Annotated in this window: 9 protein-coding genes; 1 reads left to right on the forward strand and 8 read right to left on the reverse strand. The window is 68.9% G+C overall.

Features of this window, described 5'->3' with window-relative positions:
- Positions 1-141: 141 nt before the first annotated feature.
- On the forward strand, positions 142-456 hold the full coding sequence (locus tag EH231_RS09920) for a type II toxin-antitoxin system VapB family antitoxin (RefSeq protein WP_039322059.1): 315 nt from the start codon (positions 142-144) through the stop codon (positions 454-456).
- Positions 457-477: 21 nt separating this feature from the next.
- On the opposite strand, the gene EH231_RS09925 is transcribed toward EH231_RS09920, so the two are convergent.
- From EH231_RS09925 to EH231_RS09960, 8 genes are read right to left on the reverse strand one after another with little or no spacing between them, the layout of a single operon-like run.
- Entirely contained in the window at positions 478-690 is a 213-nt protein-coding gene (locus EH231_RS09925) for an MbtH family protein (RefSeq protein WP_090431585.1), read from the reverse strand.
- Positions 668-1,969: an NADPH-dependent L-lysine N(6)-monooxygenase MbtG gene (mbtG, locus tag EH231_RS09930; protein WP_124712335.1), complete on the reverse strand. Its 1,302-nt coding sequence runs from the start codon at positions 1,967-1,969 to the stop codon at positions 668-670. The genes EH231_RS09925 and mbtG overlap by 23 nt, the downstream gene beginning before the upstream one ends.
- Positions 1,966-6,402, reverse strand: coding sequence for a non-ribosomal peptide synthetase (locus EH231_RS09935; RefSeq protein ID WP_124712336.1), 4,437 nt, complete (start codon positions 6,400-6,402; stop codon positions 1,966-1,968). The genes mbtG and EH231_RS09935 overlap by 4 nt, the downstream gene beginning before the upstream one ends.
- Positions 6,399-11,858, reverse strand: a complete 5,460-nt coding sequence (locus EH231_RS09940) for a non-ribosomal peptide synthetase (protein WP_241178160.1) — start codon at positions 11,856-11,858, stop codon at positions 6,399-6,401. Before EH231_RS09940 ends, EH231_RS09935 begins: the two co-directional genes overlap by 4 nt.
- Before the next feature lies 1 nt (position 11,859).
- Positions 11,860-14,892: a mycobactin polyketide synthase MbtD gene (mbtD, locus tag EH231_RS09945; protein WP_124712338.1), complete on the reverse strand. Its 3,033-nt coding sequence runs from the start codon at positions 14,890-14,892 to the stop codon at positions 11,860-11,862.
- Positions 14,889-16,217, reverse strand: a complete 1,329-nt coding sequence (locus EH231_RS09950; RefSeq protein ID WP_090431595.1) for a beta-ketoacyl [acyl carrier protein] synthase domain-containing protein — start codon at positions 16,215-16,217, stop codon at positions 14,889-14,891. The genes mbtD and EH231_RS09950 overlap by 4 nt, the downstream gene beginning before the upstream one ends.
- Positions 16,207-16,953: a thioesterase II family protein gene (locus EH231_RS09955; protein WP_090431597.1), complete on the reverse strand. Its 747-nt coding sequence runs from the start codon at positions 16,951-16,953 to the stop codon at positions 16,207-16,209. Before EH231_RS09955 ends, EH231_RS09950 begins: the two co-directional genes overlap by 11 nt.
- Positions 16,950-17,717, reverse strand: a complete 768-nt coding sequence (locus EH231_RS09960) for an AMP-binding protein (protein WP_164480835.1) — start codon at positions 17,715-17,717, stop codon at positions 16,950-16,952. The genes EH231_RS09955 and EH231_RS09960 overlap by 4 nt, the downstream gene beginning before the upstream one ends.
- Between the last annotated feature and the right edge of the window lie 7 nt (positions 17,718-17,724).

A 17,724-nucleotide genomic window follows, 5' to 3' on the forward strand; every position in this document is an offset into this window, starting at 1 on the left:
GCGGGTTTACCGATTCGCAGTGAGCGCTGGGGATAAATACGCCGAGCGATACCGGCGCAGGCAACAACCCGAGAACGTATTAGCCTAGGCACCTATGCCGATGGCTACACCGCGCGACAGTGCGACGGACGCGGGCCGGCGATGATTTTCAAAGGCGTCCAGGAGGGCAAACCCTACCCGGAACACGGGCTGTCCTATCGGGACTGGTCCCGTATCCCGCCGCGCCAGTTGCGCCTCGACGAGCTCGTCACCACCACCACGGTGCTGGCCCTGGATCGCCTGTTGTCCGAAGACTCGACGTTCTACGGCGACCTGTTCCCGCACGCCGTGAAGTGGCGCGGTGACATCTACCTGGAAGACGGCCTGCACCGGGCCGTGCGCGCGGCGCTGCGGAACCGCACCATCCTGCACGCCCGGGTGTTCGACATGGACGCGCTCGCGCCCAGCCCGGCGTAACCGCCGTCGGTCAGCTGTCCCCTAGTTCGCCATCGCCTCACGCAGGCTGCCGGGCCGCAGATCCGTCCAGTTCGCCTCGACGTAGCTCAGGCACTCGTCGCGGCCGGCCTCACCGAAGACCACGCGCCAGCCGGCCGGCACATCTGCGAACGCCGGCCACAGGCTGTGCTGCTCCTCATCGTTGACCAGTACAAGGAACGTGCCGTTCTCGTCATCGAACGGATTGGAACTCATCGAGTCTCCTCATCGAGGGGTGGGCCAGGTCTGCACCCAGCACCCGGTCGGACAACAGGCCAAGGCAGCTCAAGTTCGGGAAGCCGGGGCCCTGGGTGAGCCCGGCCAGCCCCGGAAGGAACAACTTCGGGAAGACATCGGTCAGAGCCAGGTCGTGACCGATGTGCTCCTGCAGGGATTCTCCGCTCAGCGGACCGCCGAGACCCAGCTCGAGCAGGTCCAGGGCGTCCTGGCTGAACAATGGGGCGAACCATAACGCGTCGGCGCCGGACCCGTCGATCACCAGATCGAAGCCGTGGACGGTCTCGACCGCCTCGCCCCCGGTGTTGGTGGACAGTGTCAACCGGATCCGCTCGTCACGAGCCACCGCGTGGGCGACCCGGCCACGAAGATGGCGGATCCGATCGTCGGCCAGCAGTGCATCCTGAACGCGCGCCGAGAACACGCCACGATCGGTGCGGGCCAGCGCATCCCGGCGCTCGGCCAGGGTGAGCCCGGTCCACCCGGTCGGATCGGAGAACAAGGTGTTCTCGAAGAACCCCTCGCCGCGGGTGAACAGGGTGACCGTCGGCGAGATCACCGTGATGGTCGAAACCCGGTGGCGGAACAGCTCGTTGAGCATCGACGCGGCGGTCTCACCACCGCCGATCACCGCCACCCGCTCGGCGGTGATCAACTCGTGCTTGCCGGCCTGATGCCAGAACTGCGCGATCGACATCACCCGGGGGTTGCCCGGCAGCACCGAGCGTTCCGCCTGACCGGGCCCGGTGACCATCAGACCGTCGGCACTGACGGTGTCATCGGCGGTGTGCAGAACCCACCGGCGCGCATCACCGTCGACCGAGATCCGTTCCACGTCACCGGAAACCACGGTCATGCCGATGTCATCGGCCACCCAGCCCAGATACTGGCTCCAGCGCCTGTGGGTCGGCGCGGGTCTGCCGCGGTCCACCCATTCGGCGAACCCACCCGTGGCGATCAGGTAGGCCTGCCAACTGTGCCGGGTCATCCGCTCATCGAGTTCGGCGTTGCGCCGCGGCACCAGCGACGACCGGTAAGGGAAGCCGACGTCCTTCTCGGGTCCGGTACCGAGGCGATGGTTGCCGTCGGTCCAGCCGCCGACGGCCTGCCAGTTGGCGGCCACCCCGGCACGTTCGACGACGACAACCTCGGGGGCCGGCACACCCATCGTCCGCAACTCGGCGGCCTTGGCGGCCACCGCGATGGCCTTGGGTCCAGCTCCGATGACGGCCAGGGTGGGGGCCGATGGGGCGCTCATTGGGTCACCTCTCGCAACACCTCTCGCAATGCGTCCTGCCACATCGCCTGCAGGGCGGCGACGTCATCGGCGGACAGAATGTCTGGCAGGGACCGCCACTGGGTACCGAGCACAGCTGACCCGTCGCGGTCGATCACCGCGGCCATGATCGTCAGTTCATGGCGCACAGCGACATTCGGTTCGGGAACCGGGGTCACTCCGGTCTGCAATGACCGGTCCTGCAACAGGGCGTGGTCGGACGCATCCAGCTCGATCCGGCCCAGATAGTTGAGCAGAACCTGTGGATCCCGATGAGTTCCCAGTCGTTCAGCGGTGTCCTCGCGCAGGTAACGCAGCAGCCCGTAGTCGATGGCATCGCCGGGGATCGCTGCCACCTGCGCGGCCACACCACGGGCGCCATCGGCGTCCAGGCGCAACGGGTAGATCATGCTGAGCAGACCGGCGGTGTCGCCGGTGTCGACCTCGTCGTGGTCCGACACCACCGCATCCGACCTGCCGTGGGTCTCCAGCGCCAGCAACGGCGCCGGGGTCGGCTGGCGGCGGTGCCGACGCCAATCGGTCAGGGCGCGAGCCGTGGCAGCGGCGAGCACGTCGGTCACCGGGACCGCGCCGGTCAACAAACGAGCGGTCAACTCGGGATCGGTGAAGGCCATCGTGATCGTCACGTCGGCCATTCGGTCGGTGGCGGGATCGATCCGGCGGGCGCCGATGTCAGGATCGTCGCCCTCGAACTGCTGCTCCCAGAAACCGCACGTTCCGAGCTCGGCCGCCCGTTCGGTGAGCAGACGTGACCACTGCCGTAGCGGGGTGTGTTCGCGGACCGGCATCGGATCACGCCCGGAAGCCAGTGCATGCCAGGCATTTTCGAGCTCACCGACCAGGATCCGCCATGATGCCGGATCCAGGGCCAAAACGTGGGCGGTCAGGATCAGCAGCCCGGCCTCAGCCTGTGGGTGATGCAACCAGACCGCGTCGAGCATGGATCCGTTCTCCGGATCCATGCGCTGCACCGAGAGCTCGGCCTGCTCCGCCACCGCGGCGTTGAGATCACCCGAACCTGTCGCCTCCGAAAGCACCTCGCGCCTTGGGTGCGCGACCAGGGCCATGGCCTCACGGTCCAGCCGGGTGCGCAGCACCTCGTGTCCGTCGATCACGTTGCGCAACAGCGTCTCCAGCTGCGCACCGGTGATGCCCGCAGGCAGCCGGAATACCTCGGTCTGTGCGAGCCGGCGCGGGTCACCGTACTGGTAGAGCCACCGCGCGTTCGGCAGGAGCGGGATCGGACCCGATGTCCCCGCCCGTTCGTCGGCCGCATCGTCGGCGTGTTCGACGGCGACCGCATCGGCGTCGATCGCGGCCGCGAGTTCGCGAACGGTCGCGCAGTCCAGCATCAACCGGGCCCGCAGCGCCACGCCTCGGCGCCGCACGGCTTGCACGACCGACAGCGCCACGATGCTGTCCAAACCGAGATCGAGGAAGTCGGCGGTGACGTCGACACCCGATCCCTCGGGAGTTCCCAGGACTTCGGCCAGCACCTCGGCGAGCACCCGCTCGGTTTCGGTGGCCGGATGCTCGGACCCCTCGGCAGAGCCACCGGTGCCGACCGCGGCCAGCGCGGCATCGTCGACCTTGCCGTTGGTGGTCAGCGGGATCTCGTCGACGACGACGATGTGGTGTGGCACCAGATGTCTCGGCAGGGTTGCGGTCAGCATCCGGCGCAGCTCGGCGACCGCACTGTCGGTGACGACGTACGCGACGAGTCGCGGCCCGCTGCGGTGCTGACGTACCGCCACGTGGGCATGCCGCACCCCGGGATGGGTGTGCAGCGTCGCGGCCACCTCTCCGGGCTCCACGCGGAAGCCGCGGATCTTGACCTGGTCGTCGCTGCGGCCGAGAAACTCGATGGCACCCGATTGCGGATTCCGGCGCACCACGTCACCGGTGCGGTACATGCGGGCACCCGGCGTGAACGGATCGGCGACGAACCTGCCCGCCGTCTCCCCCGGCCGGCCGAGGTAGCCGCGCGTCAATTGGCCACCGGCCAAGTACAGTTCGCCGTACACACCGTCGGGAACCGGACGCAGCCAGCGGTCGAGCACATAGGCCGCGGTCGAATCCGTGGGATGACCGATGCACGGTTGCTCGTGGTCGGCGATCGCCGCGACGACGGCTTCCACCGTGGTCTCGGTGGGTCCGTAGCAGTTGTGCGCGGACATCCAGGTGCGCTCGCACTCGGCCTGGATGCCCTGCCAGGTGGCGGTGTCGATGGCCTCCCCACCGAGCGCGAGGACCGCCAGCGGCACCCGGCTGAGCAGCCCTGCCGCGCGCAGCGAGGCGAACATCGACGGGGTGGTGTCGATCATGTCGATCGCGAACTGCCCGATGGTGTCCACGAGCGCCTCGGCGTCGCGCTGCACCTCGTCGGAGACGATGTGCACGGTGTGCCCGTCGAGCAGGGCCGCCAACGGCTGCCAGGCCGCATCGAAGGTGAACGACCAGGCGTGCGCCACCCGCAACGGGCGGCCGAGGCGCTTGGCCGCGGGCTGCAGCACGTGGTGGGCGTGATCGGCGGCATAGGCGCGCAGCGCCTGATGGGTTCCGATGACTCCCTTGGGTTTTCCGGTGGTCCCGGACGTGAACACGATGTAGGCGGCCTGGCCGGGCTGAACCGGCGCGGGCCGGTAGTCGGCGTCCGGTTCGGAACCGGCGGATGCCAGGAGCGCGTCGTCGACGATGAGCTGCGCGGGCCGGGCTGCGCCGATCTGGCGCAGGATTTCGGCGACCCGTTCCTCGGGCATGGCCGGATCCAACGGCACGATCATCGCGCCCGCCTTGAGCACTGCGAGCATCGCCACGACATAGTCGGGCCCTCGGCGCAGCCGGATGGGGACCGGAGTCTCGGCGCCCACACCACGGCGGATCAGCTCGGCGGCCAGGCGGTCGGCGGCATCGTCGAGCTCGCGATAGCTGAGTTCTCCTCCGTCCCAACTCAATGCCACCGAACCGAGCCGCTCCTCGGCGGTCTCACTGAACGCGATGTGAAAGCCCGCGTGGAATCGGTCATCGCCGGCAACGGTTGGTGCCCCGGTCGGCCGCGGATCGTCGTCGAGTGTGACGGCCACCTCGCGCAGCGGATGCTCCCAGCCGTCCAACAGCCGCTGGACGACGGCCAGCACCCGCAGTCCCAGGGCACGCGGATCGAGCAGTCCCAGTGCCCCGTCGAGGGTTTCGACGAGCACTGTGAGCCGGCCGTGGGTGGGATGTGCGGCGATGGTGACCGGGAAGTGCGACAGGCTCTCCAGCGCCGACGGCCGCAGCACCGCTCCGCCGAGATCGAACTCGTCGCTGCCGACCAGCCCGCCGGGCGGGAAGTTCTCGTAGACCAGCAAGGTGTCGTACAGCTCGCCGATGCCGCCGAGCGAACGCAACTCGGTATGGCTGAGATAGCTGTGCTCACGCAGTTCGGCGGCTTCGCGCTGCAGGGCAAGGCACTGGCCGCCGACCGGCAGGCTGGGGTCGACCCGGACCCGCAGCGGCACCGTGTTGATGAACAGGCCGACCATCGACTCGACGCCCGCCAGCTCGTCCGGGCGCCCCGACACAGTGACGCCGTACACCACATCGGTGCGGTCGGTGAAGACGGAAAGAATTGTTGCCCAGGCCATCTGGAACAGGGTGTTGACGGTGACGCCGCGGCGACGGGCTGCCTCGAAGATCGCGGCGGACTGCTGTTCGTCGAGGTTCACCTCGGTGCGGGCAGGCAGGCCCGGCTGGGTCTCCCGCCCGGACAGCACCGGAGACAGCAGTGTGGGCGCATCCAGGCCGTACAGATGGGCCTGCCACCGTGCCCGGCTGGCCTGCTGGTCGCGCCCGGCCAGCCAGCCGATGTAATCGCGATACGGGCGCACCGTGGACGGCAGCGCGGTGACGTCGCCCTTCGCCCCGTAGAGCGCCAGGAGCTCGCCCACGAAGACCGGCAGAGACCAGCCGTCGATTGCGATGTGATGGGCGACGATCACCAGACGCCAATGCAGGCCCGGCTTTTCGATGAGCAGGAAACGGATCAGCGGCCCGCGTCCGAGGTCGAACCGCCGGGCGCGTTCTTCGGCCTCCAGAGTGACCGCCTGCGCTTCATCGGTCTGCACATGCCGCCAGGGCAGTTCGATGGCGGACGGGACCACCGCCACCGGGCGGCTCAGGTTTCCCTGGAAGAAGCTGGCCCGCAGGTTCGGATGACGCACCAGCATCGCCTCGGCGCAGGTCCTCAGCAGTTCCGGGTCCAGCGCCCCGTCGACGTCAGCGGCCATCGCGATGACATACGGATCGGCTCCGTCGTCCCCCTCGGTCAGCCCGGCCAGGGAGTACAGCCCCTGCTGCAGTGGGCTGAGCGCCAGGACATCCTCGACGCCGGGCGGCGTTCCGGTTGTCGTCATGTCGAGATCCCCTGGTCCTGGCCCCAACCCGCGGTCAGCGCGGCCAGTTCGTCGGGCGACAGGCCTGATGCGGACATCGGCTCATGGCGCACGTCGGCCGCCGCGGGGCCGTCGCCAGCCGCGTCGATCGCGGCAGCCAGGTCGGCCAGCCCGGGATGTTCGAACACCATGCGTGCCGTCATCGCCATACCGGCATCGCGCGCCCGCGCCGCGAGCTGCACGGCCAGGATGCTGTCGCCGCCGAGGGTGAAGAAGTCGTCGTACCGCCCCACCTCGGTGGCACCGAGAAGATCCACCAGCATCGCTGCCATCGTGTGCTCGGTCGGGGTGGCCGGCGGCTCGGACGGTGCTGAGGCGGTGACTCGAGGACGGGTCAGAGTGGCCGGTTCGATGCCGTCGACCACGGTGAGCACGGCACCGGCGAACTCCTCGGGCAGCGCGGTCCGTGCGTTGTCCAGGAAGGTTTCCGTGCCAGCAACTCCGGGCTCGAGCACCACGTAGCCGGCCAATGTGATGGCGCCACGGCCGTCCCAATGTCTGGTCGCCGCGACCGCCACGCCGTCGAGCGCTTCCAGCGCGGCCTGCAGGCGGGGCTCACCGGTGATGATCGGCTCAAGCCGGCCGTCGGTGGTCCAGCGGCCCCGGTCCCCGGTGCGGTACAGCAGTCCCTCCCCAAAAGGATTGGGCGCGAAGCGCTGTGCGGCAATCCCGACGGCAGCCCGGGCGGCCTCGTCCACCGCACCACCGGCGTAGTAGACGTCCCCGGTGACACCGATGGCCACCGGTTGACGCCACTCGTCGAGCAGGTAGACGCGGTCCGCACCCTCGGTCTGCGGCAGCCCGGCCGGCGGCACCGCCTTGCGGCTCCAGTCATCGACCAGCAGGTCGCGTTCGGCCGCATCCAGGACTGCGATATCGCGCACCGTCTGGTCGGCGTCGCCGGCGAAAGCCTCGGCGATGCGGTGCAGCCAGCCCACGAGACGCTGTGCGGTGGCCGCCTCGTAGAGCTCGGTGCGGTAGATGACGGTGGCCCGATATCCGGCGCCCGCTTCGGCGAAGAAGTTGAGCGACAGGTCGGCGTGGGCCACATCGAAGGTGGGTTCCAGTGCGGTGAAACGCGTTTCACCGTCAGCACCGGAGTCGATGACCTGCTCGGCCGGCAGGTCCTCACGCACGTGCACCACGACTCCGAACAGCGGGTTGCGCGCCAGCGAACGCACCGGGCTCACCGCGTCGACGACCCGGTCGAACGGCAGGTCCTGATGCTTGTAGGCGGCCAGCGCCATGTCACGGGAACGGCGCAGCACCTCGCGCAGGGTCGGGTTCCCAGACAGGTCGTTGCGCAGCACCACGATGTTGATGAAGAACCCGATCAGCGCGTCGAGTTCGGGCGCGGTGCGCCCGGCCACCGGGGTACCCAGCGCGATGTCGCTGCCCTGACCGGCCTTGTGCAGAGCGATGGCGACGGCCGCCTGCAACACCATGAACTCGGTGACTTCGAGTTCACGGCTGAGCTCGATGAGCTTGGCCCGCAGTGCCGCGTCAATGGTGAAGTCGAGTGCCTTGCCCTCACCGGTCGGAACCGGCGGCCTCGGGAAGTCGGGCTGCAGGCCGTTCTCGACGTCCGGCTCCCCCGACAGCCCCGCCAATTGCTTTGTCCAGTAGGCGCGTTGCTCCTCGACACGCTCCTCGGCGCCCGAGAGCACCTCGGCCTGCCAGGCCGCGAAGTCGGCATACTGCACGGGCAGCGCTGCCCATTCTGGCGCCTGTCCGGCCCGGCGGGCGTGGTAGGCGGTCAGCAGGTCGGTGAACAGCACTGTGCCCGACCAGTGATCGGCGGCGATGTGGTGCACGATCAGCGAGAGCACATGCGAGTCTGGGGTGGACAACATCGCGGCGCGGACCGGCCACTCGTTCTCCAGGTCGAAGCAGTGCCGCCGTTCGGCGTCGAGTTCGCTCTGCACCCAATCCTCGCCCGCGCCGTCGGCACGGCGCACCTCGACCGGAGCGGCGGGATGGACCACCTGATAAGGCACACCGTCGATTTCGCGATAGGTGGTGCGCAGGATCTCGTGGCGGGCGACCACATCGCTCACCGCGGTGGCCAGTGCCTCGACATCGCAGGGGCCGGTCAGTCGTGCGGCGAAGGGCACGTTGTTGACCGGGTTGGGTCCGTCGATGCGGAACTGGAACCACTGCCGGTGCTGGGCCGCCGACATCTGCGCCGGGCGGTCATGGCTGGTGGCGACGATGGCAGGCAGGCCGGCACCCAGGCCCGATGCGCGCAGTTCGTCGACCTTGGCCGCCAAGCCCGCCACCGTGGCGTTCTCGAACACATCGGCCACGCCCAATTCGACACCGCAGCGAGTCCGTACCGCGGCAACCAGTTTGGTGGCCAGCAGCGAGTGACCGCCCAGATCGAAGAACGAGTCGTCCGCGCCGACGCCGTCCCGCTCGAGCAACTCGCCGAACAGCGCGACGATCTCGTGTTCGGTTTCGGTGTCCGGCGCGCGGAATTCGGTGGCCGAGCGGATCTCCGGCTCCGGCAGGGCCCGGCGATCGATCTTGCCGTGCGCGGTGATCGGGATCTCGGCCAGCTCGACGAACGCCGCCGGGATCATGTACTCGGGCAGCGCGGCGGTCACCCTGGCGCGGATGCGGTCGATCTCCACCTGTTCGGCATCGGCGGCCGGCGTGATGTAGGCGACCAGGCTCTTGCCCAGCGACGGCAGGTCGCTGACCACCACCACGGCCTGCCCCACCGACGGGTCGACGGAGATGGCCGCGGAGACCTCGCCCAGTTCGATTCGGAAGCCACGGACCTTGACCTGCTCGTCGGCACGGCCGACGAATTCGATGTCACCGTCGGCGTTGCGCCGGGCCAGGTCACCCGACCGGTACATCCGGCCGCCGGGATTGAACGGATCGGCGACGAACCGCTCCGCGGTGAGTCGCGGGCGGTCGTGATAGCCGTGCGCGACGTGTGTTCCGCCGATGTAGATCTCACCGATCACCCCGGCCGGGACCGGCTGCAACGCATCGTCGAGCAGGTGGATCGTGGTGTTGATCTTCGGCGTGCCGATCGGCACGATCCGTGCGCCCTGCTTGCCCTCCACCTTGTACCGGGTGCAGTTGAGCACCGTTTCGGTGGGCCCGTAGAAGTTGTGCAGCAGGGAGTCGAACGTGGCGAGGAACTTGTCGGCGATCTCCCCGGGCAGCGCCTCGCCACCGATCGGCACGCGCTGCAGCGTGCGCCATTCGTTGACACCGGGCAGCGACAGGAACAGCCCGAGCAGCGACGGGACGAAGTGCATCGAGGTGATGCCTTCGTCGCGCAGCAGATCGGTGAGGTATCCGATGTCGCCCAGGCCGCCCGGCTTCGGGATCACCAGGCGCGCACCGGCGGCGAGCATGCCGAAGATCTCGCCGATCGACACGTCGAAGCTCTGCGAGGCCACCTGCAGCAGGCGTTCGTCCTCGGTGACCTGGTAATCGCCGCCGAACCAGACGAAGTACTCCGCGATCGGCCGGTGCGGCACCGGCACGCCCTTGGGCAGGCCGGTGGATCCCGACGTGTAGATCAGATACGCGGTGTTGTCCGGGCGCAGCGGCCGGACCCGCTCGGCGTCGGTCGGATCCGTGGCCGGATAGTTCTCCAGGCCGTCGACCGGCTCGCGCAGAACGATTTTCGGATCGGAGTCCTCGAGAATGTAGGTGAGCCGGTCCTCGGGATAGGTCGGGTCGACCGGCAGGTACACCGCACCGGCCTTGACGATGCCCAGCGCCGTGATGACCAGTTCTGGGGACTTCTCCAGCAGCACCGCCACCCGGTCCTCGGTACCGATGCCCTGCCCGATCAGCCAGTGCGCCAACCGGTTCGCCGACTCGTTGATCTCGCGGTAGGTGTAGTGGCGGCCCTCGTAGACCACCGCGACGGCGGCGGGGGTACGGGCGGCCTGCTCGGTGACCAGCGCAGCCAACGTGGTGGCCGGCGTCTCGAACTGCTCACCGGTGGACACCGCGCGCACCCATTCGGCGTCCTCGGGGGTGAACAGGTCCAGCCGCGACAGCGGCCGGCCGGGCTCGGCGAGCGCGCCGTCCAGCAGCACGACGAAGTGCCGCAGCATCTGTGCGGCAAGCTCGGCATCCATCACCTCGGTGAGATGCTCGGCCTCCACCACCGCACCGGCTGCGTCGAGTTCGACCATGAAACCCAGTGGCAGCTGGGTGTGCTGGCCGCGCAGGTCGGCACGCTCGCTCGTCACGCCCTCCGGGGCGAAACCGCCACCGTCGGGCTCGCGGAACCCGAAACTCACCCGGGTCATCCGCTCTGCCCCGTGGCGGCGGTCCGGGTTGAGCTCGGCCACCACGCGGTCGAGGTTGACCCGTTGATGCGCGAAGGCACCGATGGCGATGTCCCGGGTGGCCGCGACGAGATCCCGGAACCCGGCCGAGCCCTGCGGTCGCAGCCGCATCGCCACGGTGTTGCCGTAATAGCCGATGGTTTCGTCGGTGTCGCGGTTGAGCACCGGGGTGGCGATCAGGAAATCGTCGGCATGGGTGTAGCGGTGGATGAGTGCGCCGAAGGCCGCCAGTAGGACCATGTACGGCGTGGCACCGGTTTCGCGGGCGAGCGCCGATACGCGGGCAACCGTCTCGGCGGACAACCGCACCGCGCTGCGCTGGGACCGAAAACCGTTGGGAACCACCGACCCCGACGGACCGGGCAACTCCAGCGGCTCCGGTGGGTTCGCCAGCACCTCACGCCAGTACGCCAGGTCCTCGCCGCCGTCCCCGGCGGCGGCCACCGTCACACGCGGCGTCTCGGCAAGCTGCGCCCCGGAATAGGCCCGGGTCAAGTCGGCGAAGAAGACCCGCCACGACCCGTCGTCCCAGGCGATGTGGTGCGCGACGAGCAGCATCACGTGTTCGGCGGGCCCGGTCTTGATCAGCGAGATCCGTAGCGGGGAGTCGCTGCTCAGATCGAAGGCCGTGCCGAACTCGCGCTGCGCCAGCACCTCCAGCCGCAGCTTGCGGGCCCGCTCGGATTTGTCGGACAGATCGTGGACCGTCCAGCCCGGGGTCAGGTCATCGTGGACCGTCGCGGTGGGCTCGCCGTTCTCGTCGGCCCGATAGGTGGTGCGCAGGATCGGGTGCCGGCGTGCCACCGCATTCAGGGCATCGTGCAGCCGCTCGGCGTCGATCACCCCACTGAGCCGGTAGGACAGGCAGATGTTGAGCAGTACCCCGCTCGGGTCGAATCCCTGCACGAACCACATCCGGCGTTGCCCGTCCGACAGCACGGTCGGATCGACCGGCGAGCTTTCGCTGCCCGCGGCGGCTTGCCCTGATTCCGCACCCGACGCCGAGGCCAGGCCCCGTTCGGCAAGCCTGCGCCGCATCAGCTCCAGACGCTCATCGGAGGTGCGGGGGGCTGCCGAGTCGGCACTAACCATGTCAGTCACGCGAAAATGCTTCCTTTTCAGGTCTTTCCAAATGCCCGATCAATTCGGCGGCGGTGGCGCCACCGAGGATGGTGGCCAGCGGCACTGATCGGCCGGTGGCCTTCTTGAGCTTCTTGCGCAGATCGATCGCCAACAGAGAGTCGACTCCGAGATCCAGTAACGACGTGTCGAAATCAAGTGCGGTGGTGTCGGTCAGCTTCAGCACCGACCCCAGTGCGATCCGCATCGCGCCCGTGGCGTCAGCCGCATCGCTGTCCGCCGCCTCGGGGGTGTCACCGAGGGCCGCAACGGCACGTTCTTCGGTGTCGCCGAGAAACGTCCGCAGCCGGTCGGCGTCGGCGGTGAACACCAGCGGATCGGCCGGGTAGTCCCGCAGCCCGGCCTCGACCGCAAGGTCGGGCGCCATGGCCCGCAGCCCGGACTTCTCCACCCTGCTGACCTCAGCCGAGTCGATGATGCCGTCGCCTTGCCACAGTCCCCACCGCACCGCGGTGCAGTGCCGGCCCTCGGCCTTCAGTTGCCCGCCGAGCGCGTCCAGCAGCCGGTTGGCCGCTGAATAGGCGGCGTGGCCGTATCCGCCCCACAGGCCGGATACCGAGGAACACAACACGATCCGGGCATCCGGGCGCAGCGGCCATGCCATCGTCAGGTTGGCCAGGCCGCTGACCTTGGCCGCGAACGTATCCCGCACCGTCGCGCCGGTCAGCTCGCCGCCGGGGGCGAGGGTGGCTGATGCGGCCGCGTGGATCACCAGCGATGCCGGGCCGACCGCCAGCTCGGCGATGGTTGCCGCGATCTGCGCCGGGTCCGTGAGATCGCATCGGGGCGCGAGGATCTCGGCCCCGTCGGCGGACAGTGCGGCCACCTGCTGATCGTCGAGTCCACTGCGGCTGAGCAGCACGATACGTCGCGCCCCCTGCTCGACCAGGTGGCGGGCATAGTGCAGACCCACCGCGCCGGCGCCGCCGGTGATGACCACCTCGTCGAAGATCCCCGACTCCGCAGTCCACGACCGGACCTCTGAGGTGTCGTCGCGCATCCCCCGCTGCCAGAGGGTCGGCCCGGACCCGTTGTCCCGCAGGGCGATATCGCGCGCGGTCGTCAGCATCGCGGTGACGGCCGCGGTTGCGGCGGCCGTGCCGAGGGTTCCAGGCGACAGGTCCAGATGCCGGAACGTCTGGTCGGGATGTTCGTAGCCCAGGCTGCGGTGCATCGCGGCCAGCGCCGCAGCCTCGGGTCGCGATGAGTCGTCGCCGGGGAGCTGCTCCCCGCCGACGGTGACCAGCCACACGTCGCGGGTCTCGGCGGCGATCGCCCCGGCATAGCCCAGCAGTCCGTCATCGATGCGGCGGCTCAAGGTTTCTGCCGCGGTCACGGTGTCGACCTCGTCGGACACCGGCGCGACCACGACCAGTAGGTCGGCGTCGGCGGGTGCGGCAGCGGTGGTCTCGGTGATCTCCTCGATCGCGCGGCCCAACGCGCCCGCCGATCCCTGCCCGGCAGCCAGGTCCAGCACCGCGACGCGGCGCTGGCCGGCCGGTACGTTGAGCGGGGGCACCTTCTCCCAGTGCTCCACACCCACCGTCACACCGGCGACCGGAGGTAGCGGTTGCGGTGTCGCCCAGAGATGTTCGGTCCGCATCGGCGCGAACGGGAAGTCGCGAAGCGATGTGGCGCCGTGGTTCGGGAGGTCGCCCCAGCGATAGCCGGTGTCGGCCATCGCCACCGAGACGATGTTGGCACTGAGCCGTTCGGTGATCGGTTCGTCGCGCCGGCCCGATCCCACCATCACCACCGGACCACCGGTGAGTTCGGCCGCGTCGTCGAGCAGATCCCCCATGGCGAACAGCAGCGCCGGATGCGCGGAGAGTTCCACGAAGATCCGGGCGCCGCGCCGGGCCGCGGTCTCGATGGCCCGGTCGAAGCGCACGGTGCTGCGCAGATTCGTGTACCAGTAGTCGGCGAAACCGGTGCCTGCCTCGACCACATCAGCGGTGGCCGAGCCGATGAACTGCACCGGCGACTCACTGAATTGCGCTGCGGGAAGCATCGATTCCAGATCGGCGCGAGCCGAGTCGAGCGCGGTGGTGTGCGCCGGGAACCACATCTCGATTTCCTTGGCGAACGATCCGCGGCCGGACACAGCGGCCACCGCCGCGGCCACCGCATCGGTATCCCCAGACACCGCGACCGATGACCGTGAGTTCACCACCGACAGTTCGAGCCAGCCCGGTGTGTCGGCAACGACTTTCGACGCTTCGTCGGGCGTGATCCCGAGCACCGCGACCCGGTAGGGGCCCGTCAGACGGTCGAGGACGGTCGCGCGGGCGACCACCACGGCCACGGCCTCCGGCAGGCTGATGCTGCCCGCCACGTAGGCCGCCCCGATCTCACCCAGGCTGTGGCCCACGGTGATATCGGGCAGCACGCCACAGGAACGCCACACCCGGGCCAGCGCCACACCGTGGACGAACTGGGCACCCTGAATCTGCACCTGAGAGAAATCGTTGGTGACCGCACCCGAATCCGGATCGGCCAGTAGGTAATCCAGTGGGGAGGCCGCACCGGCAGTATCGAACTCGGCCGCGCACTTGTCGACCTCGGCCCGGTAGACCGGCAGCCGGTCGTAGGCCTGCACACCCATCGATGGCCACTGGCTGCCCTGACCCGGGAACACGAACGCGATGCGCGCACTCGACCCCGGTGCCGCAGACCCGCCCTGTACCCGGGTGACCAGCGGATGATCCGCGTCCTCGGTGAGAGCACGCAGACCCGCGGCAAGTTCGTCACGATCGGTGGCCCGGACCACAGCGCGGTGACGGCGCAGGCGCCGCGTGGACAGCAGGGTGGCGGCGACGTCGCCGGCGTTCACCTCGGGACGCGAATCCAGATAGCGCAGGATGGCGGCGGCATCGGTGCCGATCAGGTCCTCTGCGTGCGCGCTGAGCAGGACGGGTGTGCGCCCGTCGGGGAGACAATCGACTTCGGACCCAGGAAGCACGATTCGCTCGCAAGCTTCGCTCATGCCGCAGCCTCGGGAACCGAGATGATCGCGTGGGCATTGGTGCCGCTCATCCCGAAGGCCGAGACCGCGCCGATGCGCTGCCCGTCGACCGCGGACCAATGAGTCAGCTTGGTGGCCAATCGCAAACCCTGGGCATCCCAGTCGATCTCCCGGCTGACCTCGTCGACGTGCAGGGTGGCGGGGATCGACGCATGCTCGGCGGCCAGGATGACCTTGGCCAGGCCGAGCCCACCGGCGGCGGCCTGCGAGTGGCCGACGTTGGATTTCACCGACCCCAACAGGGCGCCGGCGCCCGGGGATGTGGCGCCGTATGTCTGTGCCAGCGAACGTAATTCGGTCCGGTCGCCGAGGCGGGTGCCGGTGCCGTGGCCTTCGATCATGCCGACGTCCTCGGGCCGCACGCCCGCCTGCTCGATCGCCTTGGCGAACAACCGCTGCTGGGCGCCGCCACTGGGCGCGGTCAGACCGGTGGTCCGGCCGTCCTGGTTGACGGCGGTGGCGCGCACCTCGGCCAGGATGCGCCGACCGTTCCGCAGGGCGGCGGATCTGCGCTGCAATACGAACATCGCCGCACCCTCGGCCCACACCGTCCCGCTCGCGTGTGCGCTGTAGGGCCTGCAGTGCCCGTCGTCGGACAATGCGTGCTGTTTGGAGAATTCGACGAAGTACCCGGGTGTGCCCATCACACAGACACCGCCGGCCAGCGCCATGTCGCAGTCCCCCACCCGTACCGCGGCCACAGCGGTGTGGAACGCGGTCAACGCCGACGAACACGAGGTGTCGATGGTCAACGCCGGACCGCACAGGTCGAGTGTGTAGGCGATCCGGCCGGAGATGACGCCCAGCGAGGTGCCGGTGATCAGATGACCGCTGTGGTGGGAGAACTCCGACAGTGGCGGCCCGTACTCCAGGCCGGACGCACCGACGTAGCAACCCACGTCGTGCCCGGCGAGGTCGTCGGGGTTGATGCCGCTGTGCTCCAGCGCGCGCCACGCGATCCGCAGTCCGATGCGTTGCTGCGGATCCATCGCCACCGCCTCACGCGGTGAGATCCCGAAGAACGCGGGGTCGAATGCACCTGCGCTGGACAGGAATCCGCCGAGGTCGTGAATGCGCTTGAATCCGTCGCGACGGGAGCCGTCGAACAGTTCGCGCACTGACCATCCTCGGTCGGTGGGAAATCGGCCCAGCGCCTCACGCTGCTCGGTCAGCAGCGACCAGTAGCCGGCGGCGGTGTCGATCCCACCGGGAGCTTCCAGCGCCATCCCCACGATCACCACCGGGTCGGCGGCGTCTGGCCCGGGTTGATGCCCGCTAGAGCTCATTGACCAGCTCCGCCACATCCTCGAGCTGGGCGTTGAGATAGAAATGCCCGCCGTCGAACATCGAGCACGTGAAGGCACCGGCGGTGTGAGATTCCCAGCGCCGCAACATGTCCTCGCTGATGCGGTGGTCGCGGTCGCCACCAAGGGCGTAGATGTCGGCGGCGATCGTCACGTCGGCCTCACACGAGTACCGGTTAAACGCCGCGTAATCGGCCCGCACCGCCATCAGCAGCAGTTCGACGAAATCCTCGTCGGCGAGCAGCGCCTCATCGGTGCCGCCGAGATCGACCATCTCGGCGAGGATCTCGGACTCGGCCATCGGCAGCGCGGGCGCGGCCGCCACCGCTGACGGCGCCTCGCTGGCCGACACCCACAGGGCATCGATCGCCACACCGTTGCGTTCTGCGATCCGTGCGAATTCGAAGGCCACCACTGCGCCCATGCAGTGTCCGAACAGCCGGATCGATCCGATACCGGCCCAATCAGCCGCGTCGAACAGATCTTTGGCCAGATCGCCCACCGTGGGCGCGGCCGGATGCGACAGTCGGTCGCCGCGTTGGGGGTACTGCATGACGTAGGCATCAGACCCGGCTGCGGCCAATGCCATACCGAATCCGCGGTAGGCCAGTGCCGCTCCGCCGGCGTGCGGGAATACCAGTGTGGCTGTTGTGCTTTCGGACCCTGAGTAGCGCTTCACCCAGGGCTTGACCGTGATCTGGGTATCCGGCCCAGTCACGATGGCATTGCGGTGTCGAGAGCAGCCACCGCATCCCGATGCCGCACAGCGAGGGCGAAGCCGTTCATCCCCCGCTCGAGGTTGCGTCGCGGCGCATCATCGGCGACGACGACGGCTGCGCCCGCGGTAAGTGCCATCAGCATCATGAGGATCGGAGCCGCAGCACCGGTAGCCGCGAACGCGCCGATGCGGTCGTCGCCGGTGACGCCCAGCCGGACGCTGAGTTCCATCACGGCATCATGGGCGGCGGCGTGAGTCACCACCGCATATCCCGTCTCGTCGATCGATCCCAGGAAAGCGGGATCGGCCGGCGCGGAGCGCACCGGGGTGACGTCACATGTGCGGGCGCCGATCCGCAGCGCCTCGGACACGGTGAGTGCAGGTAGCCAGTTGGGTGGTCCGTCTCCGGTGAACAGCGCCATCCGCACGCCCGCGTGCTCCAGGACCGGCTCGGCCGGCTCGACGGTGTCGATCGGGACGCACACGCCGCCTGCCGCCAGGATTGCCAGCGTGGCGATCACGGTGTCCAGGCCGGTGGGCCCCACGACCGCGACCCGGTCACCGACGCGTACCCCGGCCACAGCCAGCGCACCGGACACCGATAGCGCCTGGTCACGCAGTTGCCCATAGGTCCAGCGAACGGTCGGGCCGATCACCGCGATATCGTCGGGCGCAACCTGCGCATGTGTGAAAAACCCCTGGTGGAGCGGCTCGGCCGCCACCGCGTGCATGGTCTGTGTAGTCGTGCGACCTACGGCGTCCACAACGACC

Source organism: Mycolicibacterium nivoides (genome assembly GCF_003855255.1).
GTDB lineage: Bacteria > Actinomycetota > Actinomycetes > Mycobacteriales > Mycobacteriaceae > Mycobacterium > Mycobacterium nivoides.